This is a genomic window from Leisingera sp. SA215, from assembly GCF_055902035.1.
In genome coordinates, this window is sequence record NZ_JBVVXU010000027.1 from 12,750 (window position 1) to 36,869 (window position 24,120).

Below are 24,120 nucleotides of genomic sequence, written 5' to 3' on the forward strand. Positions count from 1 at the left end.
GCCGGGGATCCGGATGTTGCAACCGCCTTTGCCGGCGAAGGCATCGGGCTGATTTGCCCGGCGCCGCCTGCCAGCGATATCCTGGCGACCCTCACGGCGGATGTGCAGCGGTGTCTGGCAAGGGCAGCTTCATAGCTTGCGGTGATCCGGAAAGCGCCGGAAACACTTATACTGGAACAGGCGGGGGCATGGTTGCCGCCGCCTGCTCAGTTCGGGTGGGGATTTGCCGCTGTGGTCCAGAACGAACTTGCCAGTATGCCTGGGCGTTTTCAGCCATCGGTGCGTCTCTGCGATCCGATCCCGCGGCAGGAGGTCTTCGATCTCCGGGGTCAGGACGCCCTGGGCCAGTTAACATGCCAATGGAACCAGAACCTCCTGGCTGGCCCGGTTCTGAACCGTCACCGGCGTGATACCGCGCGATGCCGTGAAAAACCCGCCCGGCTTCCACCATTGCAGAACTATAGTTACATAGGCGCCGACATCCTTCACCGCAGCAAAAGCCTGCTTCGCATGCGCGCGGCCGCGCACGCCGAGACGGTGGCACCGGTCGCATCGTCGCCCATCAGCGCGGCGCCGCACTTGGATCTCGGCGGCGGCATGCCTGCTGTAGGCTAGAACTAAAATGCCCCGCGGATCCTCCCACTTCATGCGCAGCGGGTAGGAGATCCGATGCGCCAGCACCCGCGTCTTGCCCGGCCCCGGCCCGGCCAGGACCTGCACGTTCGTTCGCTCCCGATCATTGGTCACGATGTCCTGTTGGACCTTGTTGCCAAGCTTCTCGAGGATTGTATCCTTGGACTTTCTGGTGGTCAGGTGCATGGACGCCTGATTGGGCGAACCAAAGACGGCATGAACACGAAGCTGCATGAGATCTGCGACAGCCGCGGATGCCTTTTCAACCTGTTCGTGACGGCATGGCAAGTCGGCGACGACATCGGGGGGCGGGTGTTGTTGAGCAGCCTGCCGGATGCCGGCTGGCTGCCCGGAGGCCGTGGTTCTGATGCCGGCTGGTTCCGGGACGCGTTGAAAGACAAAGGGGTACGCGCCTGTATCCCTGACCGGAAACAGCGGAGAAAACCGGTGAAGTACGGCAAGTGCCGCTACAAACGCCGCAATCGGATCATGTTCGGCAGGCTGAAGGATTGGCGGCGCATGGCGACCCGATACGACAGATGCCCGAAGGTCTTTTTCTCAGCAATCGCGCTGGCCGCCCTCGTCACTTACTGGATGTGAGGTGCTGTAACGGGGCTTGCGTTGCACACCGCCCGTTACCGCTTGCATGCTGACAGGTCAGCTGCCGACGCGCCCCGTATCGGATCGACTTGGAGGGCTATGGGATGAGAATGTTTGTCGGACTGGACATGTCATTGGCCAAGACCGCGATCTGCGTGATCACCGAGCACGGCAGCCCAGCTCGCAGAGCGCCGTGGGCGCAAGCGCGCGATGGTTGACTTGGCTCGCCGTATTGCGGTGATACTCCATCGAATCTGGGCCGAAGGCGCAGTTTTCCAGCCGGATACCGCGCCGAACATGGGCCGACCGAATGCTGCACCACCCGCTGCCTGCCTGATCGCAGGCTTTCGAGGTCCCGCAGGGGCGTGGTTCCGGTGATGCCCCTCCCATGGTTAGCCTTGTTAACCACTGCCGGGCAGCGGAGGTCAGGACTGTCGCTGGCTTCCGTCAAGCACGCCAATGAGGTGGGCGCATCGGAATTGCAACGAACCAGCATCATGTTGGCAGCCAGCGCGCTGACCATGGACCGAAGCATGTACCCGAAGGACCTCAGCCGAAAGCCGCGGCAGAAAGCAGGACGGGCTACAATAGAACCGGTGAAACCGCTTTGGCGGATCAATTTGCCTGCTTAGAACCGCTTGACTGGTAGGTCCCCGTTACCGAAATCCTGACGCTAAAAGTCCTGTAGTTTCGTCACCTCGTTTTCCAACCAATCCCGGAACAGCCTGATCGACGAATTAGATTCTGCGCGCTCCTGCTTGAAGATGAATTTGTAGGAAGTTTCCGGGCGAAGATAATTCTCCGACAGGATGACGATCCGGCCGCGGGTGACATCCTCCCGGACCAGCGAACGATCGGCCACACCGATCCCCTGGTCTGAGCGTATGGCTTCCAGAATGGTGTGCTGGTCATCGAAGATGAGGTTCTGCGTGGCCGTGCGGCCGTTGCCGCCATAGAGTTTCAGCCAGTCGTCCCAGTCGCTCATGTCGCGGTAATGAAGCCGGGCGATGCCTGTGTCAGCGATGATCTCGTCATAGGCCTTGCCTTCCGCGGTCAGGGACGGGTTGCAAATCGGAACAAGCTTTTCCTTCAGGATTTCGACCGATACGGAGTTTGCGGGCGGCTGCACGCAATACTTGATCAACACGTCCTCGGACCCCAGCGATGCTGAATCCGGCTCAAGGTTGCTTAGATGCAGCTGCAGGCCGGGATTGGCGCTGAGAAATTCGGAGATCCGTGGCGCGATGACCTTCATTGCAAAAAACGGACCCGACCGGACCCGTAGAAGCTGCGTTTCCCGTCGTTGGCTGATCAATGACAGGGTTTCGCCAATCTCGTCAAAGCCTCGGCCGCAGACCTCTTTCAGCAACTCGCCCTCCGGTTCCAGTAAAACACCGTGGCGCGTTCGTTTGAACAGGCGGGTGCCGAAACGCTCCTCCAGCTGTTTGATCTGATGGCTGACCGCCCCTTGGCTGACCGCCAGTTCCTCGGCGGCAAGTGTGAAACTTTGATAATGTGCCACGGCTTCAAAGGCACGCAGGCCGCGCAGGTGGGTCAACAGGCGCCGAAGGCTTCGGGTTTGGCCATTAGTTTTTATCATAGTTAGAAATAGTTCTTTTGCTTTGATTTTTTCAACAGCCAACAAATATTTATGTGCTGAGTATGCGTCCTTTCGGCATCTCTAAAAAAACTAATTCCTATTCCTGGAGGGGATCAGGGACCGGCACAAAAAATTCAATCCAGGAGGAAAGACCATGCACACACCCATCAAACCCTTTACCGCCGCGGCAATGGGGCTGGCGCTGAGCGCCGGGCTGGCCCATGCCGAAAAAATTCATATCGGCACCGAAGGCGCCTATGCGCCGTTCAACTTCGTGTCGGAAAGCGGTCAGATTCAGGGGTTCGACATTGATATCGTCAATGCGATCTGCGCCGAAATGAAGGTTGAGTGCGAGTGGAGCACCCATGAATGGGGCGGCATCATCCCGGCGCTCAACGCGAACAAGTTCGATGTCATGGCCGCCTCTATGGCGATCACCGAAGCCCGCATGGAGAAGGTCAACTTCTCGGACCCCTATTACTTCAACACCATGCGTTTTGCCGCGCTGAAGGATCTGGGCCTGAAAGAGGCAACCCCGGCGTCGCTGAAAGGCATGGTGATCGGCACCCAGTCGGGGTCGGTTGCCGGCCAGGTGCTGCAGGAGTATTTTCCCGACAGCGAGGTCAAGCTCTACCCGAAACTGGGCGAAGCTTTCCTGGACATGGAAAGCGGGCGGCTGGATCTGGTTCTGGAATCGAAGTTTACCATTGGCGACTGGATGGCGGACGGCGTCGACTGCTGTGACTTTGTCGGTCAGGAATTCCTGCTGGACGGCACAATCGGTGCTGGTCTGGCCTTCCGCAAGGAAGACATCGATCTGCAGGCACGGGTAAACACCGCACTGGCCACGATCATTGAGAACGGCACCTATGACAAGGTCCGCGCGCAGTACTTTGCCTTCGACATCATGGGCCAGCCCCAATTCGTAAGCCAGCTTTACGGTCAGTAAGCTCGGCACCTGGCCGGGCATGCGCAATCTCAGCGGGCTGATCTTCGCATGAACAGCCCGCCTTTTTGGTTTCTTTTCCGACGCGAGGTTTGAGGTGGATGTGTTTTCTCTACTTGCCTACGGCGATGCAGGATGGGGTGATGAGCTTCTGCATGGGCTGATCGTTACGCTGGTTCTGGCGATTGCGACCTTTCCCGTGGCGATCCTGCTGTCCTTCATCATTCACTGGGCCAAGGTTTCCCCATTCCGGGCCATCCGCATCCTCGGACGCATTTATTCGACGGTTTTCAAGAGCCTGCCCGAGATCCTGACGCTGCTGATCATATATTTTCAGTCGCAGATCCTGATCTCCGTGGCAGCGAACTGGATCGTGCCGGGCAGTTCCTTTTCCATCAGCCCGTTTGCGGCAGGGCTTATCGCTCTCAGTCTGGTGATTAGTGCGTACGGCAGCGAAGTTGTGCGCGCGGCTTTGAACGCGGTGGGCCGGGGACAATTGGAGGCAGCACAATCCTTGGGATTGTCACCATTCAACGCCTTCTTCAAAGTAATCCTGCCGCAGCTCTGGCGACATGCCATTCCCGGATTCGGAAACCTTTGGGTAATCCTGCTAAAAGACACTTCTCTGGTGTCGGTCATCGCACTTAGCGACATCACCCATGTTGCCAATCTGGCCATTAACACAACCCGCGAACCGTTTTTTTTCTACCTCTTAGTCGCCTCGGTCTACATCCTGCTCGTCACGCTCTCCTCGCGTGCCCAGAAACGGCTGGAACAACGGTCTTCCAAAGGATTTGTTAGAATGGAGACCGCCAATGCTTGATCTGTGGCTCGACTTCCGAGGCCTGTGGTGGAACGGTCTTGCGACCACTGCATCGCTGACGGGGCTGGCGATTTTCTTCGGCTTTTTCCTCGCTCTGCCCATTGGCGTTGCGCGCTCGAAGTCCAAGGGTATCGTCGGGGTTTTGGCACTTGGATACACCAATCTGTTCCGCGGCATGCCGCTGCTGGTGCTGCTGTTTCTGGTCTATTATGGTGTTGGTCAGTTCAGCCGGGAATTGCGTGCGGCAGGCCTGTGGTGGTTCTTCCGCGATGCCTGGTACTGCGGGCTGCTGGCGCTGGTACTGAACACCGCCGCCTATCAGGCTGAGATCATCCGCGGCAGTCTTGATACCATCTCCACCTCCATTCTGGAGGCCAATCAGGCGTTGAACCTGACGCGCTGGACCGCCTTCCGCCGGGTGCTGCTGCCGATCGCCTTTGCCAAAGCGCTCCCTGCGATCGGGAACGAGTTCATTCTCCTGCTGAAGGCGACCTCGCTGCTGGCGATCATCACCGTTTTCGATCTGATGGGGCAGGCCCGCTACATCTTCTCAGAAACCTTTGATTTAAAGGTATATTACGTCGCTGCCGTGCAGTATCTGCTGCTGGTTCTGGTAATCGAATGGGTCCTGCGCCGGATGGAAGTGCGCATCAAATGGATGGCCTGACATGCTGCAAAAAGGTGAAATAATGTCCTCTTCCGACATCGCTATCAAGTTTAGCAACCTGAACAAGCACTACGGCGCCTACCATGCGCTGAAGGACATCCAGCTGGATGTCGCACGCGGCGAAAAAATCGTGGTCTGTGGCCCCTCCGGGTCCGGAAAGTCGACCCTGATCCGTTGCGTCAACGGGTTGGAGCCGCATCAGTCAGGTCAGCTGACCGTGGACGGGATTGTCCTGGACAACAGCAAGAGTGCAGTCCGCAATATCCGCGACCACGTTGGCATGTGTTTCCAGCATTTCAACCTGTTCCCACATCTGAGCGCGCTGGACAATTGCACCCTGTCTCCGGTTTACACCCGCAAGACGCCCAAAGCCGAGGCCGAAGCCGCCGCCATGGAGTTTTTGGCCAAGGTGCGCATGGAGCAGCACGCGCATAAATACCCCTCGCAGCTCTCTGGCGGGCAGCAGCAGCGCGTCGCCATTGCCCGCAGCCTGTGCATGAAGCCCGATATCATGCTGTTTGACGAGCCGACCTCGGCGCTGGACCCGGAATCCATCTCCGAAGTACTGGAGGTCATGAGCGATCTGGCCGACGCCGGAATGACCATGATGTGCGTCACCCATGAAATGGGCTTTGCGCGCAAGGTAGCGGACCGGATCGTCTTCATGGACGCCGGAGAGATCGTTGAAGTTGCTGACCCTGAAAGCTTTTTCACCAATCCGCAGCACGCGCGGTCGTGCAAATTCCTCGACCAAGTAATTAACCACTAAGGCCAGAAACATGAAAACTCAGAGCGATATTCTTTCCTTCGGGGAAGAGGGTGTCTTTTCGCGCGCGACCGGTCCCGGTGGCACCCATGTGGAGATGCCCTATTCCGGCATCCGCACCTTCTATGACGATGATCACCCGATTGCCGTGCTCTACCGCGACTGGCTGCACGATAACGGCTGGCGTGGCGCGCCGGCCAAGATGCGCGAGGTGGTGGGCAATCGCCCAGCCTATTTTTCCATCCGCATCGACAGTCTGTATCCGGCCTATGCGCCGGGCACAGGCACGCCGGTGGTGGACGGGCTCAGCCCCAATGACATCATACAGTTCCTGCGCGGCAGCGTGGACATGAATTTTGTTGGCAAGGATATTGTTGAGGTTTCGCCGCCTTATGACCACGCCGATGCGACTGCGGTGCTCGGGGCGTCGCTGGCGTTGGAATATATCGGCGCGCGTGCAGAACAGCCAAAGGCGGCAGCATGACCTACCGCGTGGCTATCATAGAATTCATAAACGAAAGCAATACGTTCACCGTGATGCGTACCGGGATGCAGGATTTTCACGCTTCGCATTATTTCAAGGGAGAAGAGATCCCAGCAAATTTCCGCGGCACCGGATCGGAAGTGGGTGGCGCAATCGACGTGGCCGAGGGGCGCGGCTGGACGCCAGTCTATATCACCGCCGCCCATGCTGAACCCGGCGGGCCGGTAACTGAGGCTGCGCGGCAGGAAATCACCGCTGAATGCCTGCGCCGGCTGCGCGAAGGCGGGTGCTATGACGGGGTGTTTGTGGCACTGCACGGGGCTATGGTGACCGAAAGCGACGAGGACGGAGATTGCCAGTTTCTGCGCGCGGTCCGCTCCGTCACCGGCAACGATATCCCGCTGGCCGTCACCTTGGATCTGCACGCCAATGTCTCGGATGAGCTGGCGGAGCTGGCACAGATCGCGGTCTCCTTCCGTACCTACCCGCATGTGGATATGCGCGAGGTCGGGGTGGAAGCCTGCACGCTGCTGCATCGGGCGATGCAGGGCGTGATTGCGCCGTGCCTTTCAATTGCCCGCCCGCCGATGCTAGTGGGCTGCGATGACGGACGCACAACTGATGACGGCCCGATGTGCCGCCTGCTGGACTTTGCGGCGACAGAAATGGAAGCCCCTGGCATTTTGAATGTGGCCATCAACGCCGGCTTCACCGATGCAGATGTCTGGGCCTCCGGGCCCTCCGTTCTGGTGACCCATGATACATATGCGGCGGACGCCCCTGCGGCAGCGGCTGTTGCAGACCGGGTCTGCGCGCAGATATGGTCGCACAGGGACAAATGGGACCGGCCCGTTCCGCTAGAGGACGGCATTGCTCGGCTGACGCAAGCCGCTCCCGGCAACGGCCCGATTGTGGTCGCCGATTATTCCGACAATCCCGGATCAGGCGCATACAGCGACTGCACCGCGCTGATTGCCGCAATGCTGGATGCCGGGATTGAAAACGCAGCAGCCGGGGCGCTTTATGATCCCTCAGCTGCGGCCGAGCTCGCCGCTCATGGGGTTGGCGCTGATGTCATGCTTTCCATCGGCGGCAAAACCGACCCAACCGTGGGCGGAGGGCCCCTGCAGGTCACCGGCCGGGTCGTGACCGTCAGCGAAGGCCGTTTCACCTTTGAAGGGCCTATGTTCACCGGATTACCGGGCTCTACCGGGCTTTCGGTTTGCCTGCGGGTGCAGGGTATCGACATTATGATCGTTTCCGACCGGATGCAGATGCTGGACAAGAACGTGTTTCGTGCCGCCGGAATCGAACCAGCTGAAAAATCCGTTCTGGCGGTGAAATCCATGCAGCACTTCAAAGGGGCCTTTGCGCCCATTGCCTCGGAAATCATCGTCACCGATGCGGGCGGGCTCTGCACGCCTGACGTCAGGCGGCGCAGCTATGCCCGGCTGCGGCGGCCTGTTTTTCCACTGGATCAGATCAATGACTGAAATCTATGATATCGCCATCATCGGTGGCGGCATCACCGGCACCTCTGTTGCGTATTTCCTCGGAAATCAGCGCTCGGTTGTGCTGCTGGAACAGGAAGCCTCGCTTGGTTACCACGCGACGGGGCGCTCCGCTGCCGAGTTTACCCGCCGCTTCCATTCGGATGTTACTGGACGGCTGACGCAGGCCAGCGCCGCCTTCATGACGTCCCCGCCTGAAGGGTTTTCCCAGGTCGACCTGCTGCGCCGGCGCGGCAACTTGCTGATTGCGCAGGCCGAAAAGGCGGACTACCTGCGTCAGGTCTTTGAGAAGGAACAGGCGAACACTCCAGACGGGGCTGCACCGGTTGAATTTCTGTCTGTCGAGCTGGCACTGGAGAAAATGCCCTTCCTCGACCCGGACTGGGTCAAGGGTGCCTTCTACGATCCAGATTGCTGGGATGTGGAGGTTGAAAACTTGCTTCAGGGCTATTCGCGCTCCTCCAAGAAAGCAGGGACTGAATTCCGCCAGTCCGCCGCCTTGATCTCTGCCAGGCGCGAAGGAAGCAATTGGATCCTTGAGACTGCGGGCGGAGAGCTGCGCGCCCGGACCGTCGTCAATGCGGCTGGCGCATGGGCCGATCCGGTTGCGCAAATGTGCGGCGCATCTCCCTTAGGTATCATCCCGCACCGCCGCACTGCTATCAGCGTTAAGGTACCAGGTTATGACACCGCCGAAATGCCGGAAGTAAACGAGATCGACGAAGTCTTCTATTTCAAACCTGACGCTGGCCAGCTGATGGTCAGCCCGGCGGATGAAACCCCGGTCGCCCCCCATGATGCCTGGCCCGAGGAACTCGATATTGCCTATGCGGCGCATTACCTCAGCGAATGCACCACGCTGGAAGTGAACCATGTGGCTCACAGCTGGGCCGGCCTGCGCACCTTTGCGGCTGACCGCCTGCCGGTCATCGGGTTTTCCGGCCAGGCCGAGGGGCTGTTCTGGCTGGCTGGCGTTGGCGGCTACGGCATCCAGACCTCGCCCGCCGTCGGCCAGATCGCCGCTGCCCTTCTGACCGGCGCGGAATTGCCAATTGATGTCGTCAACGCGGGCGTGACCGCTGCGATCTTCTCTCCCTCCCGTTTCGAAAGCTGAGCCATAAAGATCCTTGAAGCCCAAGCCACCGCAGAGGCTCTACCGTTCACGGACCTGATCGATCAGATGGAAGCGCTGTTCGACAGCGGTCTGGCCGCGCCGCGCAGGCACCACCATTCGATGCCGATGCAGGACGTGTCAGACGCCAAACTGCTTCTGATGCCGGCCTAGACCAATGCTGTGGGTTGCGTGAAAATTGTGGCCGCCACACCGGAAACCGCCGCGCGCCCTCTGCGGACATTGGCGGATCGGTCCTAGTGTTTGACCGGGCAACCGGCGTTCATCAGGCGCTGCTCGACGGCTCGGTTCTGACAGCGCGGCGCACTGCCGCCGCTTCTGCATTGGGGGCCAAACACTTGGCAAGCAAGGAGGCCCGCAACCTCCTGATCCTCGGGGCCGGTAAGGTCGCGGCGCAACTGCCCAAAGCTTTCCGCACCGTAAGCCCGATCAAAACAGTGCGGGTGTGGAACGTGACCCCAGACTCGGCTGAACGTCTGCCCGAAGACCTGCGCCCCATCGGCTGGGGCGCAGCAGCGGTATCCGGTCTGGCCTCGGCCGTTGGCGAAGCTGACATCGTCAGTGCCGCCACTCTTGCCACCGAGCCACTGTTGCAGGGCGCTTGGTTGAAGGAAGGCCGGCACGTGAATCTGATCGTCGCCTTCACCCCGAATATGCGTGAAGCGGACGACACCGTCCTGGAGCGTTCCCGCCTGTTTGTTAACTCGATATTTGCAGCCATTTAAGCAGGAGAGTTGAAGATCCCCTTGGACGCAGGCAAAGATATCACAATCTGACATTCTGGGAGATTTTTAAACGCTGACGCAGGGCAAGGCTGGGCGCAACAGCGCTTGGGAAGTCACTTTGTTCAAATCAATGGGAAATGCCGTCATGGACCTTGCAGCTGCAATCACTTCTACGGAATGGAAAATGCGTGCTACGAGACGAATGTGTGCTTCATGATTTCCGAACTAATCCGCTCACGCCTGCAGAGAGTGTCCGCTGGCCGCCTCTGAGGCGCTGGCGCAGCAGGTCTCAGACTGGACCCGCCCGCCTGAAGTCCACTCGGCCGAGCCCCCCAGTGGTTCACCGCTAGAAGCGTACTCCGCTACGATTTCTTCTTCTCCCCAACATTGACCACGGACCTGCCCTTGGTGAAGTCGGCTGTTGCGACAATCTTCTCCTTGACCTTCTTAGGCTTCTTCGCTTCGCGGTTGCCACGTTTCTTATCACCTTTTGACATTTGATTTCCTTTCAAAGTCGGTTGGTTGCGTTTGTTTCCCAGACGTGATCCTGCTGCACCCGGCTTTGAATAGCGCGTTGGCCGGATGAGCTTGAACAGTTAAACCTCGCGCCTGCATCGAACCTGTCATTGCATCGCGGCGGCTTGTCCCGGGCCGCAGGTGTTATTGGCCAGGCTGCATCACGGCCGCCGAACCGAGTTTCCCCCTGCGATAATCTGGTTTATCATGTCGGCGACTGTCCGGTGCATGTCAGCGTTAGAGCCAAGACCGGCAGCGTTCTCGTGGCTCGCGGCGGCGTCGCGGAGGACGCCCACGACCTCATGTTCCGGCAACAGATGGTAGTCGTTCATGGCAAGCAGGAGCGTCTCGCAAATCGTTAGCGCCGCTATTCCGGCATATTCAGTTTGCTCGGGCATCTTGGGCTATCCTTCCTTTGCCTCGCTCATCAAACCGCAGGTGGAGGGTGATGAACTTGATCATCCTCGCAGAAATTGCGCTATGCTGGACTGATAGAAAGCAGTCCCTGCGCTGGTTTCCTTGAGAAAGCCGTGCCGCGCCAATTCGGGAAAGGCCATGAACGCCATCGAAAACACTCCGCTCGCTAGAAAGCTCATGGCATTCGTCGCTCTGTCGGCGGGAGAGCTTGCGGTTCTGGAGCGTTTGCATCAGCGCCGAAGAACCTTTGCGGCAGGACGTGACCTTGTGCATCAAGGTCAGCCGGAACAGGCGGCCTACATTCTGTCGGAGGGTTGGGTCTGTTCCTACAAAATCCAGCCGGACGGGGCGCGCCAGATTGTCGACTTTCAGATTCCGGGCGATTTTCTGGGCCTGCGCAGTGTTCTGCTTCACACCTCGGACCACAGCATCGAGCCGATCATGCAGGTTCAAGCGGCAGAAGTTTTAGCAGACGACCTGATAACGGCATTTGCTGACACCCCGCGGCTGGCGATGGCCATTCTTTGGGCCGCCTCCCGGGATGAAGCGATGGTGGTTGAGCATCTTGTGGGGCTCGGGCGGCGCGACGCGGATGAACGCATGGCGCATTTCCTGCTGGAACTTGGTGCAAGACTTGAGCTGGTCGGGATGGGCAACAAAGCGGAATATGACTGCCCTCTGACGCAATATCATCTCGCCGATGCGCTCGGGCTAAGCGCGGTCCATGTGAACCGCGTCCTGCGGCAGCTGCGTGAGGACGGGCTTGTCACTTTCCGCACGGGCAAAGTGGTCTTTGACAACTATGACCGTCTGGTCGCATTGGCCGAGTTCGACCCAGCCTATCTGGATCAAGCCAGACCTTTCCTGAAATAAGGCGGGCCTCGCTGTATAGCGCGGCCCGTCCCGTAAGCCGGATGCCAGAAGTTACCCGAGTGCGTGCTGCGCCGCGCCGAGCTCCTTGTTCATATCGGTGTGGTTCTTTGCTGTCTGTGCCTTTTCAGCGGCTCGGTAATGCTTCAGGGCAGCATCCTTTTTGGGACCGGCAGGTGCCTTGTCGCAGGCGGCCTTGACTGCGGTCATTGTCAAGGCGGGTTTGTTGATTTCGGATGTCATTCGGTTGTCCTTTCTGGACGTTCCGAGAAGCAGAAGCGAGGACTGCAGGCAGACCTTCTAAGGGGGCGGCAGGCCCCCCACGCCTCTCGGGTACTCGGAAAAACACACCGGCATGTAACTGGCCGGCAGGGATCACCTAGCCTGCTTCCAGGCCACTCCGCACTGACGCAGGTTAGCGCGGAATTCCGCCGCAGGCTGGTTTCCGCACGCGCCTCAATCCGGGCCTGACGTCCGTTGTGACACATTGCCCCAAACGGGCGGGCGGCACAGCGCAAATATGGGAATTCCGGACGCCCTGCCTCACTCCACCGGGGTCTGCTGGTGCGACATGCGAACCCATTTTCCGTTGTCGTGCAGATAGGTGGATGCATATAGTGCCGTAAGGATTGGCGCCGCTGCTTTTTTGGCTGAGACCCGGTAGGCAAGAATGGAAAGACCGCCGCGCCGGCGTATGCGTCGGCCAGTCATTTCGACTGACCGTCAGGGCGTTCCCTGTTTCAGGCGGTTTTAGATTTGACTGCCCTGTAGAACGCCTTCCGGGTAAGGGAAGACCATGACGGCGTCCTTCGCGGTTGCAGCGCGCGCATTTACGGCCGAAAGCTTCAAGCGGCGGTAACGGCCACCATACTCAATAAATTTGCAGGCGCTAACATCGGTCAGCACAGGCTCTCTTCTGAAGGTTTAGAGTAATTCTAAATGCTAGGCCTTAACGGGACCTAGCTGCGGAGTGTCCAGCCGCGGGAAGCGCGGGCCAAGACAAGCAAGGAATGCAAGAAGGACCAAATGAACATACGCTCGTCCAGAACGGCAGTGGCGTTCTTCAATGCATTCACCCTGCCGGGTTATCCAGACAGTCTTCCTGCCGGAAAGTACCAGGTTGTCGCCGAAGAAGAGCTGATCCAAGGACTTAGCTTCGAGGCATACCGAAGGACGGCAACCTATCTGGAGATCCGCAACAGGGGCGGACAAGCGGGCCGGACCGAGCTGCGCCCGGTTTCCGAAAGCGCCTTGGAACAGGCACTCAGGCGCGACCGGGATTTGAGGCGGAACAGCAATGATAGCGAAGCGGAGCCTTCTCCGCAGGAGGACTTGAGATGAAAACACCCAAATGGTTAAAACCCGGCATTTACGGTGCGTTGGCCGGTGCGGTTATGATAGCTGTCGCAGGGTTTTCGTGGGGCGGCTGGGTGACCGGCAGCAACGCGACCAGAATAGCCAGCACCATGTCCCATGACAAAGTGATTGAAGCGCTGGTACCGGTCTGTCTCGACATTGCCAGAACCGATACCAACCGCGCTGCAAAACTGACGGAAATCCGAGAGGCATCCGCCTACAAGCGAAGAGATATTGTCATGGCTGCCGGCTGGGCAACTGTCCCGGGCTCCCAGGCACCTGACCGCGATCTTGCGCAGGCGTGCATGGGCAAGCTGGAACTGGATGCATCGTAACCCATTGAATAAATGTCCACCTGACGCATGTTCCGCGTCTGCAGCGGGAAACGCGCCGCTTCGCTCGTGTGCCTGCATGCTAGTACTGCTTTTTGCTGCATTGATGGCCGTTACCTCTCGCACCTCCGCGCGGCCGGCCTTTCACGTCACTCCGACAAATGCTCATGCCAAAGGTTTCGAAGGAAGCTGGGAATGCGACCCTTTCTACCGGCTCGAGGGCGGCAAATGCGTTGCTGTTCCGGTGCCCTGCAACCGGTATCCGGTGAACTGGACCTACAGTGCAGGATGGGCGCCCGGTACAAAGGAAACAGTGGCAAAAGCCTCCGTCCGGAGGCTCTGGAGTTAAGCGGGCAACTTTTGGACAGAAACATCCGCAAGCAAATTTCGTGCCTCATCACTGGCCTGAATTTTCTGCGGACAACCAAGGAGAAAATCATGTCTTTCAAAGAATTTCTGGCGAAATTGGCAGCTTTGCTGAATTTGAAACCTGCTGCGAAACAGAAGATGAAATCCAGAAGCGAAGAGCCTGCCAGCAAATCGCCAGAGCCCAGGACGGCCCCCCGAAAAAGCACAAAAGCCCGCCCGGAAGCGTGATCCTTCCATGCAAACGGCAGGAATGAAGTTACGCCGGCGAAGGAGAAAGGCGCTCATGGAGAACTTGACAAGCAAGACCATCGCAGAGTTCTCACGGCCCTTCCACGTGCCGGGTTTCGATGAGACCCTCCCGGCAGGAGAGTATGACATCGAAACCGAGCTCACTGCGCCGCCTGGCCATCTTGACCCTCAGGCTTGGAAAGCATCGGTCCTCGTACATTTGCACCCGCGCACCTCCCACCCCGGGCTGAAACGGAGCCTGACCGTTTCCCTCGCCGAGCTCGAAACTGCGCGCGCCAAGGACAAACTTTCCGGAAAAGAACTCTCACAGTTTTTTCTTGAAGAAATGCTGGATGACCCGATGGTTCGCCTTGTGATGAAGGCCGACGGCGTGTCCGAAACACAGATCCGCCAGCTATATTCCGGTTGGCATATGGCAGAGCCGGAAAGCGGATTGCCGGCCCGGGATGCCAGGGAGATTCCACAAGACGGTCTTTGGGAAAAGTACTCAATCCAAGCCGCTGAAAACGAAGGCATGCCAACCCGGGTGGCTCCCCCCTCTCCAAAGCGCGGCGGTACGGCAACAGAGCCGCCCAGAGCGAGGCAACCCGGCCATGAACGATGATACTGTTGAGACCCCGGTGAGGATTCAGGCGCCCGGGAAGGGAAAGTGCGACACCGGGTATCCGCCCTCGAAACCGTGCTCGTCAAGAAGCCGTTCGGAGATCCGCTTGGCTGTATGCCGCTGCTTGAGCATGCACTCCCGATCATCGGACAGCCATTTATTGATGATCCCGGTGAACCCGTCCAGCTTTGGCCGCCGGATCGGTGCAGTCCGCCGATAGCCAGGCGGAACTGAAAACGCCAAAATCTCCCGAACGCTGTCACGAGATATCCCGCAATGCCGGGCCGCTTCATGCTGGCTCATGCTCTCGGCGCAAGCCAGACGAACCTTGCGATTCAAATCCACGGTGAAGATCCTCCCCCCTTCCGTTAAAGAAAGGGCAAAGATGGACGACTTTTACGCCGCCTGCAGCAGGTTCATCCGACCGCTACCGTGGTCGACTTTCTCACCGCCGTTCTCATTCCGCAGCATGTGGCCAAAGTACCTCATTACAGGGCGGCCTGAAGATCAGGCACGAAAGCCAAAAGATGTCGCTCTCCAGCTTCGTCGGGATCAGTCTTTTTGCGTGAAATCCCTTGACTGGGACCGACCCGTTACCAAAGTCTGGGGCCTAAAGGCCACCCGGGGGCGGTGTCGCCGCTTGCATTGGGCGGCGACCGGGCGGTTGGAAGGCGTGTTTGCGGTCTTGAACCGGCGTAACGCCATAAAGCTTGCGGTAGTGCAGAGTCAGCGTCGAGGAACTGGCATAGCCGACCGCATGTGCAATGTCTGAGACCGGATCCCAGGAATAGAGCACCATTTGCCGGGCGGCCTTCAGGCGCTGGCGCCGGTAGTACTCGCCGGGGCTGAGGCCGGTCGCGGTGCGGAAACTGCGCTCTAGCTGGCGGGGCGAAATGCCGGCCATGCGGGCCACGTCGCGGATGCAGACCGGGGTTTCGAAGTGCTCCGTGAAGATCGCCATTGCCTCCTTTACCGCAGGCGGCATCTGGTCGACGGTGCGGTCGCTTTGCAGCACCGGGATCTTCTGGCGGGCACTGCCGTTGCGGATGACGGGGTGCTGGAACAGGCAGGCGATCTCGTTCATGGCGTCCGGCCCGAGAGCATTTCCGATCAGTTCCAGTGACAGGTCGAACATGGCGGTTGCACCTGAGACCGTATGAACATTGCCGTCCCGCACAATCAGCCGGTCAACGGCTGGGCAATCGGGAAAGGCGGCTTCAAAGGCGCTGCGGTAACACCAGTGAACGGCACAGCGCCGTCCGGACAAAAGCCCGCTGCGCGCCAACGGGAAGACACCGCCGGACACTGCGCCCAGAGTTGCACCGTGCCGCGATAGGTAGCGCAGCCGCGCATGCCCCGAGACAGGATCTTCGAATTCACCTTCCGGACCGGACAGCAGAAACAGGCAGTCCAGCCCTTTGATCCCGGCAAGGCTGGTTTCTGCTGGAAAAACAACCCCGGCTGAAGCCGCTGCGTCCGCGCCGGTTTCAGTCACCAAGGACCAGGAAAACACCTGATGCCCGGCGATTTCATTGGCGGCACGCAGTGGCTCCATTGCCGAAGTCAGACAGGCCATGGGAAAACCTGGAAACAGCAGGAAGCCTATGCGGGTGTACGGGGCGGGGCCAAAGTCGTTGGAATGGATAGTCATGATATCACTCCAGCCCCAGCGCATCTTTCTTGGTCTTTGCCCAGGTGGTGACCAGGTGGTCTACCATCAGCCCCATGAAAGCGACGGCAAGGCCAAGCACCAGCCCCTTGCCCACATCGGTGGAGGACAGCGCACGCTGCATTTCCTGGCCCAGGTCCTGGGTTCCGATGAAGGCGGCAATGATCACCATGAACAGCGAGAACATCACCGACTGGTTCACCCCAACCATGATGGTGGGAAGCGCCATTGGCAGGCGGACCTTCCACAGGGTCTGCATCCGGGTGGCACCGGACATGTCGGCGGCCTCGATCAGGGTTTCGGGCACCTGGCGCAACCCTTCGATGGTGTAGCGCACCAGCGGCACCGCGGCGAACAGGACAACGGCGCCGATCACTGCCACGTCATTCACCCCGAACAGCATGACCACCGGGATCAGGTAGATGAAGCTGGGGAAGGTTTGCAATGTGTCGCAGATCAGCAAGGCCAATGCGGCGCGTTTCTCGTGAAACGATCCCCAGATGCCCAGCGGAAAGCCCAGCACGGTGGCAATAGAGACCGCGACGACGACAGTATAGACTGTGATCATTGCGCGGTCCCACCAGCCGGACATGGCGATGAGGCCGAAGAAGGCTACGCAGACGAGGGCGGACCGCAACCCGCCGATGGCCCAGCCGACGGCTGCCAGCAACGCCAGCACTGCGGTATAAGGCATCCATAGGAAGGCATCGCGGATCGGGATCAGCACCCAGGTGATCAGGAACCAGCGCAGCCACTGGGTGACCGGGTCGATCAGCACGATGAACCAGTCTGCGACGGCATCAATCGGCTTGGAGATGGTAAAGGCTTCACGTCGCCCGATCTGGTCCATCAGGGGGATGAACTGGGCCAGCACAAGGCATGCCAGGGAAAGACAGACGCCGATCAGGAGGAATTTGTTGCGGACGGCAAAGGACGTGCCTTTCTCAAAGTGCTCAGGCTGCTTGGTCGCCCAGGCCTTGGTGCAGCGGTCCAGCATGACCGCTAGCAGCACGATAGTGATGCCGATCTCTACCGAGCGGCCGATCTTCAGCGCTTGCAGAAGTTGCAGCAGTTTCTGCCCCAGTCCGGGCATCCCGATGAAGCTGGCCAGAACGACCATTGCAAGGCATTGCATGATTACCTGGTTCACGCCCACCAGGATCTCGGTCCGGGCGGTGGGGATGCGGACGTGGCGCAGCAGCTGCCAGCGGGTGGAGCCGCACATGTGGCCGCTTTCAATTACCTCATGCGGAACTTTGCGCAGGCCCAGCAGGGACATGCGGATCATCGGTGGCACGGAAAAGATGATGGTGACGATTGCGCCGGCCTTGGGACCGACGCCGATGAAGACGACCACCGGAATCATATAGGCGAAATGCGGCAGGCTTTGCGCGATGTTGAGGACTGGGTTCAGAAACTTTTCGAAGGTTTTCGAGCGCCAGGCAAGCACGCCCATGACCAGCCCGAACAGAATCGAGAACGGGGCAGCGACGACGATAACCGACAGGGTTTCCATCGCCCATTTCCATTGCCCCATGACCGCGATCCAGACAAAGGTGCCGCCGGTAAGCAGCGACAGCCGCCAGCCTTGCAGCGCATAGCCGATGACAAAGCCGATGCTCGCAATCACGGTCCATGGAATGGGGCCCAGGCGGGGCCAGCGGTTCTTGCCGTAAAGCAGGTTGGCGGTCACATCGAGCAGCCATTCCACCCCGTCGGCAAAGGCACGGGTCAGATACAGCAGACCCAGGTCATCACGGAGAAAGGCAAAGATGGCATTGATCCAGTCAGCAAAGGGCAGGATCAGCCACTCTGGCGGCCGCACCAGCCCTGCGGGCAGGACGGAGTTTCCCACGGCCAGCAGGCAAGCTGCTGCAAAGATCGCCCAGCCGGTCTTGACGCGGGTCCAGCCGTGGGACTTTTCGGAAAGTATCAGGGCCTGGTCCGTCATGATGCCTCTCCCAAAAGAACGTCGAGCGCCTCCTGGCGGCTCATCGCTCCAATCAGGCTGCCTGCGTTGTTGGCAACGGGCAGAAAGTCGCGGCTGTCATTGACAAGCAGGCGGGCCAGTTCGGAGATGGTCTGTTTCTCGCCGATCGGCGCTCCGGTCAGGCTGTGGCCGTTCACCTCCCGTGCCAGAACGCCAGCATGCACGACGCGGGACTTCTCGATTTCTTCAGTGAATTTGGCAACATATTCGGTGGCGGGGTTCAGCACGATCTGATCGGGAGTGTCGCATTGCTCGACAACGCCGTCCTTCATGATAGCAATCCGGTCGGCGAGGCGCAGGGCCTCGTCAAAGTCGTGGGTGATAAAGACGATGGTTTTGCCCAGCATCTCCTGCAGCCGCAGAAATTCGTCCTGCATCTCGCGGCGGATCAGCGGGTCGAGCGCCGAAAACGGCTCGTCCAGGAACCAGATATCGGGCTCAATTGCCAGGCTGCGGGCAATGCCGACACGTTGCTGCTGGCCGCCAGAGAGTTCGCGTGGAAAGTAATCCTCTCGGCCCGACAGGCCGACCAGTTCAATCACTTCCAATGCACGGGCGCGGCGAGCATGGCGGTCTTGGCCGCGCATTTCCAGAGGAAAGGCCACATTGTCCAGCACGGTGCGGTGCGGCAAGAGGCCGAAGCTTTGGAAGACCATGCCCATCTTATTGCGGCGCAGTTCGATCAGTTCCCTTTCGGACATCTCACCAATGTTCTGACCTTCGACCCGGACCTCTCCGCCGGTGATATCAATGAGACGGGACAGGCAGCGCACAAAGGTCGACTTGCCGGAACCTGACAATCCCATGATCACCAGCATTTCCCCCTTGGCGATATCCAGGGAGACGTCACGCACAGCAGCGATGTAGCCAGCCTGGCGGATCTCATCAAAACCCGGGTTACCGGTAAGAGACTTCAGATATTGTTCCGGTTGGGCGCCAAACAGCTTCCAGACCTTTTTGCAGGAAATGACAGGGGAGGCGGCGGTCATGGCTTATCTTTCATTGGCTGGGAAACCGGGGCGGCGAGTCGCCCCGGAACAAGGGTCTGAATGTGGATTTAGGAACCAGTCCAGGGCTTCCAGAGGCCCTCATTCGCGGCCAGCCATTCCGCTGCGGCGTCCTCGGGCTCCATTTCATCGATGTCGACCAGCTTGGCCATTTCCGCAATTTGCGGATTGGTGAAGCTGATTTCAGTCAGCGTTTGATAGGCTGCCGGCCATTTTTCTTTCATGCCGTCCCAAGCGGCCTTCTTCAGATAGCCGTTTGCCGGGTTGCCGCAGTCATAGGTGGCATCCGGGTTCGGACCGACGGAAGGGTCCTTGTTACAGCCCTCGACCCACTTCGGGAACTCGACAAATTCGCCTGGCCAAACGGCCTCGGCAAAGTTCGGGGTCCAGTTGAAGATCACCACCGGTCTTTTGGTTTTCTCTGCCGCGGCCACTTCGGCCCAAAGCGCCGAAGCTGAGCCCGCGTTCACCACGGTGAAGTTCATGTCCAGCGCCTCCACGCGCTCGGCGTCATGTTTGAGCCAGTCGACGGGGCCGCCCAGGAACCGGCCCTTGTCGCCGGTTTCGGGCGTGGCAAAGGCGGCCGCGCAGTCGTTCAGTGCTTCCCAGGCTGGCAGGCCGGGGCAGGCTTCTTTGGTCCAGGCCGGATACCACCAGTCTTCGCGGGTGACGGCATTGTGATTGCCGGCGTCATGCAGGCCACCCTTGGACACCGCCTCATCGAAGGATTTGCCAAAGGCGCCTTCCCAGACTTCCAGTTCCAGGGTCACATCGCCAAGGCGGACTGATTCATAGACTGCCTGGCTGTCGGTCGACACGTATTCGACGCTGTTCCCCATCGATTCAAAGATTTGTCCGACAACGTGGCTCATCACGATCTGGCTTGACCAGTTGTGGATCGGGATGACGATGGGGTCCGGGGAATCTTCGGCCATCGCCATCGGGGCCGTCATCATTGCGGCCGCTGCACTGGCCAATAGGTATTGCCGGTATTTCATGTGTTTCTCCCTGTTGTCGCAGCTCTGGTCCTGACGGCCTGAGCTTTTTCGCGTTTTGAAAGCCGGGCTTTCGAGAAAGGAAGTTAAGCAGCAGTTGTGAACAGGTCAGCCCGGCGGGATGAACAGGCTGGTCAGTGATGTTAAAATTTGTTAACCAGCGGGAATAATCGCGGGGACGTTCAAATCATGGCGCATATTCTGATAATTGAGGATGAACCCGTCACCCGGGCCACTCTCGCCAGTTATTTGGATGCCCAAGGGTACAAAGTTTCACAGGCTGAGACTGCCGAAAACGCGGAAAGTATACTTGAAAAACAGGATGTTGACCTTTTGCTGGTTGATATCAACCTGCCCGGAAAAGATGGGCTGCAGATAACCCGGGAACAGCGTGCCAAGTCCGAGTTGGGGATCATCCTGGTGACCGGCCGGGACGATGAGATTGACCGGATCGTCGGACTTGAGCTTGGCGCGGATGATTATGTCTGCAAGCCCTTCAACCGGCGCGAATTGCTGGCGCGGCTGAAAAACCTGCTGCGGCGGACAGAAGATGTCCGGCGTTTGTCACGCCGGATCTACAGATTCGGGAAATTTCAGTTCGACGTTGCGGCGCGGCATCTGCAAACGGTGGAGGGCGGCTGCATTTCTCTGACCCGGGCCGAATTCGAAGTGTTGGACATGCTGGTCAGCCGAGCAGGGGAGGTTGCTTCGCGCGATGCGCTGATGAGCCGGGTCACGCACCGGCAGTACGGCGCCAACCCTCGGACCGTGGATGTGCTGATCCGGCGTCTGCGCAGCAAACTGGAGGAGGATCCCGCCAGTCCGCGGGTGATCACCACCGTGCATGGCGAGGGCTATGTTTTCACGGCGCCTTTAAACTGACAGTTTCACATTCGCGCAGCACTGCGGCCAGCGCGTGCAAGATGTGCGGGACCATGTCTGTCAGCCTTTCCAACTGCTCCTTGGCAGCGTTCCTTTCCCCTTTTTCGGCGTGTGTTTCCAGCGCAGCCAGCAGCGCAGCAAGATCCTGTTGGCCAAAAGTGCTGGCGGCCCCTTTGGCGCGGTGCGCATCCATTGCAAGGGCTCCGAAGTCTAGCGTTTTCAAAGCCTCAGTCATCCGGGCAAGGCCCAGCGGAAGCTCCTGTTCAAATATCCTTGCGATCTCCAAGGCTTGCTTTTCGCCAAGATCACGCATGTTTTCCTGCATCTGTTTTTGAAGACTGGCGCGGCGGTCCAGTTGTTCCAGGGCTGCCTGGCGGTCGGACAAGTAAATTGCGCCCTCGCGCCCCTGCATAACGCTGTCTAAAGCTTTGCCCAAACGTTCAGGAGAGACCGGTTTGGCGACAAAACCGTTCATACCAGCCTGCAAGTGTGTCTCGATCTGGTCCTTTTGCACATGCGCTGAAATGCCGATGACCGGCAATTCGGCAATCCGGCGGTCGGGCAGGGCGCGCAGGCGGCGGGTGGCTTCGGTGCCGCTGATGCCCGGAAGGTTCACATCCATCAGAACCAAATCAAACGCGGAACCGGGTAGCAGTTCCAGCGCGTCTTCGGCGCTGCCGGTGCAGTGGCAGCTGTGTCCCATACGCTCCAAGTACCCCTGTGCGACCATCTGGTTGATTTCATTGTCCTCGACCACCAGCACAGACAGGGGACGTTCGGCTTGCCTTGCCGGGACCGGCGGCTCTTCATACTCCAGATCGGCGGGATTGCCCGATTCCAGCTCCAGGGTCAGTGTGAAAACCGAACCCACAGCAGGGGTGCTTTCCAGCGACAGCCGGGCCCCGATGGTTTGGGCGAAGTGCCTACTGATAGCGAGCCCCAGCCCGGTGCCGCCGAACTTGCGGGCGGTATCTGTGTCCTCTTGTTCAAAGGCCTCAAAGATTCTGGACTTTGCTTCCGCCGATATGCCCTTGCCGGTGTCACTGACTTCAAAGGTCACCCGGTGGCGGCTGCTGGCAGTCTCGTTGATCCGGATCCGCAGAATGACCTCGCCGTCGTCAGTAAATTTCAGGGCGTTGGACAGCAGGTTGAACAGGATTTGCCGAAGCTTGGCGGCATCGCCCTGCACTGCCTCTGGCAGATTTCCGGGGGCATCAAGCCACAGGTGGACGCCTTTGCTGTCCGCGCCGGGCCGCAGCAGCACGACGATGTCGGTTACCAGTTCCCGCAGGGAAAAAGTGCTGATTTCCGGCTTCAGTGCACCGCTTTCGATTTTCGAGTAGTCCAGAATGTCATTCAAAATCTTCAGCAGATTCTGACCGGAGACCAACGCAGCCCGGAGCCGCTCCATCTGCTTGGCGGGCAGGCCATCGTCCGAAAGGCTGCGCAGCATGCCAAGCACGCCATTCATTGGCGTGCGGATTTCATGGCTCATCATGGCGAGAAATTCGGATTTAGCGCGATCGGCGCTTTCCGCCTTCCGGCGGGCCTTGTCATGGGCTTCGACTTCCTCCTGCAGCCGCTCGGTCTGTTCATTGACGAGGACCTGGAGATTGTTGCGGTGTTCGCGCAGTTCCTGTTCATTGCGGTCCCGGACACTTTCCAGTTCCAATTTGTCGATGGCTTGCTGCCGGAAAACTTCGACGGCCGCCTCCATACGGGCGATTTCGTCATACCCCCGGGGGTGCACAGGCTGGTCAAGCTGGCCGCGCATCAGGGCCGCCATTATCCCCGACAGCTGGTTAAGGCGCCGGGTGATGCTTCCGCGCACATAAAACCACAGGACTGCAAGTGACAGCACAAACCCTGCAATCGCAGCAAAGCCGTTGCGCAATTGGGCCCGCTGAACGTCGAGAGCGGCTGCGTTGCCTGATCGGATCACCCGTGCTTGGGCCTGATCCGCCACGGCTGCGGCCTCGTCGCCAAGCCGCAACGCGGTATCCTGCAGGCCCTGCTGCAGCGCGGTTATGCGGCCTTCGGTGGTCAGAATCCTGTGGCGCAGTACAAACAACCCAATGTCTTGTTCTGAGACGGTACGTAACTGCACGGCATAGCTTTCGGCCTGCTGGCGCCGTCCAGGGTCGCGGATCGCCTTGATCCGGCGGGAAACTATGAGCAACCGGTTGATCAGAGAGGCCTCAATCTCACCCAGTTCGGTTTCATCGCGTGCGTCTTCGATCCGGTTGATCAGCAGCCCGATTTCGGCGGTTTGCGACCGCAATTCGAACATCAGGCCCAGTTGGAACAGGTCAACCTCGATCAGCTTGTCCAGCGTATCGGTACGGGCTTTCTCCTCAATTGGGGAGGAACTGTGACCGTAAAGGCTTGATATCACTGCAGTGGTCCCCATCTCGGCATTTGCCACCAAAGTGTCGGCCATGCTGAGCAAGTTGTTTGCAGCGGCAAGATTCTGTCCGGCCAACTGGTTGAATTCGCTGTGCAGGGCAATGCGGGTCTCAACCAGGGCGTTCAGCAGCGGCAGCACGCGGGACGCCTCTGTCACGGTTTCACGCAACCGGGCGGACCCGATGCCGCCGGCTGTCTCCAGGGCTTCAAGTCTGCGGGTCAGTGCTTCGACTTGAGCCGACAGGAATTCCGCCCGCTTTTCCCGTTCGGACTGGGTGTCAACTGCCGCCAGCTCCGGAGCGATGGCGATGATACGGGTGCTTTCCTCGGCCATGCCGCGGACTTCGGCGATGGCCGGGATGGTTTGACTGATGACCTCTGCCTGGCGGCGTGCAAGCACTCGCAGTTCGACCAAGCCAAGGATGCCCGCAAGGGTGGGCAGCCCTGCAATGACGACGAAGGCGAGGCTTAATTTCCCGCCAAGACCAAGCTTTTTCAACATGCCTGAACTGTCGCGCGCATTTCTCTATTGTGCAATTTTGAATTTCCCTTTTGCGTTCTGCTGCATATC

Annotated in this window: 25 protein-coding genes and 1 pseudogene; 15 read left to right on the forward strand and 11 right to left on the reverse strand. The window is 59.2% G+C overall.

Annotated elements, in window-relative coordinates:
* Positions 1-348 precede the first annotated feature (348 nt).
* Positions 349-867 carry a UvrD-helicase domain-containing protein gene (locus tag AC0KW6_RS19695; protein WP_474035806.1) on the reverse strand — a complete coding sequence of 173 codons (519 nt, stop codon included), beginning with the start codon at positions 865-867 and terminating at the stop codon, positions 349-351.
* Here AC0KW6_RS19695 and AC0KW6_RS19700 point away from each other — a divergent pair.
* Positions 820-1,233, forward strand: a pseudogene (locus AC0KW6_RS19700) (transposase); the annotation flags it as partial. The gene AC0KW6_RS19695 and the pseudogene AC0KW6_RS19700 sit on opposite strands and share 48 nt — an antisense overlap.
* A 673-nt stretch (positions 1,234-1,906) precedes the next feature.
* On the opposite strand, the gene AC0KW6_RS19705 reads toward AC0KW6_RS19700, so the two are convergent.
* A complete protein-coding gene (locus AC0KW6_RS19705; RefSeq protein WP_474035807.1) occupies positions 1,907-2,875 on the reverse strand; it encodes a LysR family transcriptional regulator in 969 nt (322 codons plus the stop codon).
* 112 nt (positions 2,876-2,987) lie between these two features.
* Here AC0KW6_RS19705 and AC0KW6_RS19710 point away from each other — a divergent pair, with 112 nt between their 5' ends.
* From AC0KW6_RS19710 to AC0KW6_RS19745, 8 genes are all read left to right on the forward strand, one after another.
* Positions 2,988-3,782, forward strand: a complete 795-nt coding sequence (locus tag AC0KW6_RS19710; RefSeq protein WP_474035808.1) for a transporter substrate-binding domain-containing protein — start codon at positions 2,988-2,990, stop codon at positions 3,780-3,782.
* Positions 3,783-3,882: 100 nt separating this feature from the next.
* Positions 3,883-4,602 carry an ABC transporter permease gene (locus tag AC0KW6_RS19715; RefSeq protein WP_323776356.1) on the forward strand — a complete coding sequence of 240 codons (720 nt, stop codon included), beginning with the start codon at positions 3,883-3,885 and terminating at the stop codon, positions 4,600-4,602.
* A complete protein-coding gene (locus tag AC0KW6_RS19720) occupies positions 4,595-5,269 on the forward strand; it encodes an ABC transporter permease subunit (RefSeq protein WP_323776358.1) in 675 nt (224 codons plus the stop codon). Before AC0KW6_RS19715 ends, AC0KW6_RS19720 begins: the two co-directional genes overlap by 8 nt.
* Before the next feature lie 22 nt (positions 5,270-5,291).
* Positions 5,292-6,038 carry an amino acid ABC transporter ATP-binding protein gene (locus tag AC0KW6_RS19725; RefSeq protein WP_416361481.1) on the forward strand — a complete coding sequence of 249 codons (747 nt, stop codon included), beginning with the start codon at positions 5,292-5,294 and terminating at the stop codon, positions 6,036-6,038.
* A gap of 10 nt (positions 6,039-6,048) precedes the next feature.
* Positions 6,049-6,519, forward strand: coding sequence for an arginase family protein (locus tag AC0KW6_RS19730; protein WP_323776362.1), 471 nt, complete (start codon positions 6,049-6,051; stop codon positions 6,517-6,519).
* Entirely contained in the window at positions 6,516-8,012 is a 1,497-nt protein-coding gene (locus tag AC0KW6_RS19735) for a M81 family metallopeptidase (protein WP_323776364.1), read from the forward strand. Before AC0KW6_RS19730 ends, AC0KW6_RS19735 begins: the two co-directional genes overlap by 4 nt.
* Positions 8,005-9,144, forward strand: coding sequence for an NAD(P)/FAD-dependent oxidoreductase (locus tag AC0KW6_RS19740; RefSeq protein ID WP_474035809.1), 1,140 nt, complete (start codon positions 8,005-8,007; stop codon positions 9,142-9,144). The genes AC0KW6_RS19735 and AC0KW6_RS19740 overlap by 8 nt, the downstream gene beginning before the upstream one ends.
* Before the next feature lie 185 nt (positions 9,145-9,329).
* Positions 9,330-9,887 (forward strand): hypothetical protein, encoded by a 558-nt coding sequence (locus AC0KW6_RS19745; protein WP_474035810.1) that lies wholly within the window; start codon positions 9,330-9,332, stop codon positions 9,885-9,887.
* A gap of 362 nt (positions 9,888-10,249) precedes the next feature.
* Here the strand turns inward: AC0KW6_RS19745 and AC0KW6_RS19750 are convergent, their stop codons facing one another.
* Both AC0KW6_RS19750 and AC0KW6_RS19755 read right to left on the reverse strand, forming a co-directional pair.
* A complete protein-coding gene (locus AC0KW6_RS19750) occupies positions 10,250-10,384 on the reverse strand; it encodes a hypothetical protein (protein ID WP_474035811.1) in 135 nt (44 codons plus the stop codon).
* Between the two features lie 180 nt (positions 10,385-10,564).
* Entirely contained in the window at positions 10,565-10,801 is a 237-nt protein-coding gene (locus AC0KW6_RS19755) for a hypothetical protein (protein ID WP_474035812.1), read from the reverse strand.
* Positions 10,802-10,958: 157 nt separating this feature from the next.
* Between AC0KW6_RS19755 and AC0KW6_RS19760 the strand changes: the two genes are divergently transcribed.
* Positions 10,959-11,693, forward strand: coding sequence for a Crp/Fnr family transcriptional regulator (locus AC0KW6_RS19760; protein ID WP_323776370.1), 735 nt, complete (start codon positions 10,959-10,961; stop codon positions 11,691-11,693).
* A gap of 51 nt (positions 11,694-11,744) precedes the next feature.
* Here AC0KW6_RS19760 and AC0KW6_RS19765 read toward each other — a convergent pair whose 3' ends face one another.
* Complete coding sequence (locus AC0KW6_RS19765) at positions 11,745-11,933, reverse strand: hypothetical protein (RefSeq protein ID WP_323776372.1); 189 nt, start codon at positions 11,931-11,933, stop codon at positions 11,745-11,747.
* Positions 11,934-12,743: 810 nt separating this feature from the next.
* Between AC0KW6_RS19765 and AC0KW6_RS19770 the strand changes: the two genes are divergently transcribed.
* The 4 genes from AC0KW6_RS19770 to AC0KW6_RS19785 all read left to right on the forward strand — a co-directional run bounded on the left by AC0KW6_RS19770 (position 12,744) and on the right by AC0KW6_RS19785 (position 14,600).
* Positions 12,744-13,031 carry a hypothetical protein gene (locus AC0KW6_RS19770; RefSeq protein ID WP_474035813.1) on the forward strand — a complete coding sequence of 96 codons (288 nt, stop codon included), beginning with the start codon at positions 12,744-12,746 and terminating at the stop codon, positions 13,029-13,031.
* The gene (locus AC0KW6_RS19775; protein WP_474035814.1) at positions 13,028-13,381 is read left to right on the forward strand and encodes a hypothetical protein; all 354 of its coding nucleotides are present in this window, start codon (positions 13,028-13,030) and stop codon (positions 13,379-13,381) included. Before AC0KW6_RS19770 ends, AC0KW6_RS19775 begins: the two co-directional genes overlap by 4 nt.
* Positions 13,382-13,816: 435 nt before the next feature.
* Positions 13,817-13,975 (forward strand): hypothetical protein, encoded by a 159-nt coding sequence (locus tag AC0KW6_RS19780; RefSeq protein WP_323776377.1) that lies wholly within the window; start codon positions 13,817-13,819, stop codon positions 13,973-13,975.
* A 55-nt stretch (positions 13,976-14,030) separates the two neighbouring features.
* Positions 14,031-14,600 carry a hypothetical protein gene (locus tag AC0KW6_RS19785; RefSeq protein WP_323776379.1) on the forward strand — a complete coding sequence of 190 codons (570 nt, stop codon included), beginning with the start codon at positions 14,031-14,033 and terminating at the stop codon, positions 14,598-14,600.
* A gap of 24 nt (positions 14,601-14,624) precedes the next feature.
* Here the strand turns inward: AC0KW6_RS19785 and AC0KW6_RS19790 are convergent, their stop codons facing one another.
* The 5 genes from AC0KW6_RS19790 to AC0KW6_RS19810 form a co-directional block, all read right to left on the reverse strand.
* On the reverse strand, positions 14,625-14,903 hold the full coding sequence (locus AC0KW6_RS19790; protein WP_416361482.1) for a hypothetical protein: 279 nt from the start codon (positions 14,901-14,903) through the stop codon (positions 14,625-14,627).
* A gap of 307 nt (positions 14,904-15,210) precedes the next feature.
* Complete coding sequence (locus AC0KW6_RS19795; protein WP_323776381.1) at positions 15,211-16,251, reverse strand: GlxA family transcriptional regulator; 1,041 nt, start codon at positions 16,249-16,251, stop codon at positions 15,211-15,213.
* Between the two features lie 4 nt (positions 16,252-16,255).
* On the reverse strand, positions 16,256-18,220 hold the full coding sequence (locus AC0KW6_RS19800; RefSeq protein ID WP_323776383.1) for an ABC transporter permease: 1,965 nt from the start codon (positions 18,218-18,220) through the stop codon (positions 16,256-16,258).
* The gene (locus AC0KW6_RS19805) at positions 18,217-19,248 is read right to left on the reverse strand and encodes a quaternary amine ABC transporter ATP-binding protein (protein ID WP_323776385.1); all 1,032 of its coding nucleotides are present in this window, start codon (positions 19,246-19,248) and stop codon (positions 18,217-18,219) included. Before AC0KW6_RS19805 ends, AC0KW6_RS19800 begins: the two co-directional genes overlap by 4 nt.
* Before the next feature lie 68 nt (positions 19,249-19,316).
* A complete protein-coding gene (locus tag AC0KW6_RS19810; RefSeq protein WP_323776387.1) occupies positions 19,317-20,264 on the reverse strand; it encodes an ABC transporter substrate-binding protein in 948 nt (315 codons plus the stop codon).
* A 186-nt stretch (positions 20,265-20,450) separates the two neighbouring features.
* Between AC0KW6_RS19810 and AC0KW6_RS19815 the strand changes: the two genes are divergently transcribed.
* Complete coding sequence (locus AC0KW6_RS19815; protein WP_323776389.1) at positions 20,451-21,143, forward strand: response regulator; 693 nt, start codon at positions 20,451-20,453, stop codon at positions 21,141-21,143.
* Here the strand turns inward: AC0KW6_RS19815 and AC0KW6_RS19820 are convergent.
* On the reverse strand, positions 21,124-24,051 hold the full coding sequence (locus AC0KW6_RS19820) for an ATP-binding protein (protein ID WP_323776391.1): 2,928 nt from the start codon (positions 24,049-24,051) through the stop codon (positions 21,124-21,126). The genes AC0KW6_RS19815 and AC0KW6_RS19820 overlap by 20 nt on opposite strands.
* Positions 24,052-24,120: the final 69 nt, after the last annotated feature.

Coding starts and splice junctions, on each gene's coding strand:
- AC0KW6_RS19785 (WP_323776379.1), top strand. CDS start 14,031: ATGGAGAACTTGACAAGCAAGACCATCGCAGAGTTCTCACGGCCCTTC.
- AC0KW6_RS19730 (WP_323776362.1), top strand. CDS start 6,049: ATGAAAACTCAGAGCGATATTCTTTCCTTCGGGGAAGAGGGTGTCTTT.
- AC0KW6_RS19760 (WP_323776370.1), top strand. CDS start 10,959: ATGAACGCCATCGAAAACACTCCGCTCGCTAGAAAGCTCATGGCATTC.
- AC0KW6_RS19750 (WP_474035811.1), bottom strand. CDS start 10,384: ATGTCAAAAGGTGATAAGAAACGTGGCAACCGCGAAGCGAAGAAGCCT.
- AC0KW6_RS19790 (WP_416361482.1), bottom strand. CDS start 14,903: ATGAGCCAGCATGAAGCGGCCCGGCATTGCGGGATATCTCGTGACAGC.
- AC0KW6_RS19775 (WP_474035814.1), top strand. CDS start 13,028: ATGAAAACACCCAAATGGTTAAAACCCGGCATTTACGGTGCGTTGGCC.
- AC0KW6_RS19810 (WP_323776387.1), bottom strand. CDS start 20,264: ATGAAATACCGGCAATACCTATTGGCCAGTGCAGCGGCCGCAATGATG.
- AC0KW6_RS19695 (WP_474035806.1), bottom strand. CDS start 867: ATGCAGCTTCGTGTTCATGCCGTCTTTGGTTCGCCCAATCAGGCGTCC.
- AC0KW6_RS19820 (WP_323776391.1), bottom strand. CDS start 24,051: ATGTTGAAAAAGCTTGGTCTTGGCGGGAAATTAAGCCTCGCCTTCGTC.
- AC0KW6_RS19740 (WP_474035809.1), top strand. CDS start 8,005: ATGACTGAAATCTATGATATCGCCATCATCGGTGGCGGCATCACCGGC.
- AC0KW6_RS19780 (WP_323776377.1), top strand. CDS start 13,817: ATGTCTTTCAAAGAATTTCTGGCGAAATTGGCAGCTTTGCTGAATTTG.
- AC0KW6_RS19720 (WP_323776358.1), top strand. CDS start 4,595: ATGCTTGATCTGTGGCTCGACTTCCGAGGCCTGTGGTGGAACGGTCTT.
- AC0KW6_RS19805 (WP_323776385.1), bottom strand. CDS start 19,248: ATGACCGCCGCCTCCCCTGTCATTTCCTGCAAAAAGGTCTGGAAGCTG.
- AC0KW6_RS19800 (WP_323776383.1), bottom strand. CDS start 18,220: ATGACGGACCAGGCCCTGATACTTTCCGAAAAGTCCCACGGCTGGACC.
- AC0KW6_RS19765 (WP_323776372.1), bottom strand. CDS start 11,933: ATGACATCCGAAATCAACAAACCCGCCTTGACAATGACCGCAGTCAAG.
- AC0KW6_RS19795 (WP_323776381.1), bottom strand. CDS start 16,251: ATGACTATCCATTCCAACGACTTTGGCCCCGCCCCGTACACCCGCATA.
- AC0KW6_RS19755 (WP_474035812.1), bottom strand. CDS start 10,801: ATGCCCGAGCAAACTGAATATGCCGGAATAGCGGCGCTAACGATTTGC.
- AC0KW6_RS19710 (WP_474035808.1), top strand. CDS start 2,988: ATGCACACACCCATCAAACCCTTTACCGCCGCGGCAATGGGGCTGGCG.
- AC0KW6_RS19725 (WP_416361481.1), top strand. CDS start 5,292: ATGTCCTCTTCCGACATCGCTATCAAGTTTAGCAACCTGAACAAGCAC.
- AC0KW6_RS19815 (WP_323776389.1), top strand. CDS start 20,451: ATGGCGCATATTCTGATAATTGAGGATGAACCCGTCACCCGGGCCACT.
- AC0KW6_RS19735 (WP_323776364.1), top strand. CDS start 6,516: ATGACCTACCGCGTGGCTATCATAGAATTCATAAACGAAAGCAATACG.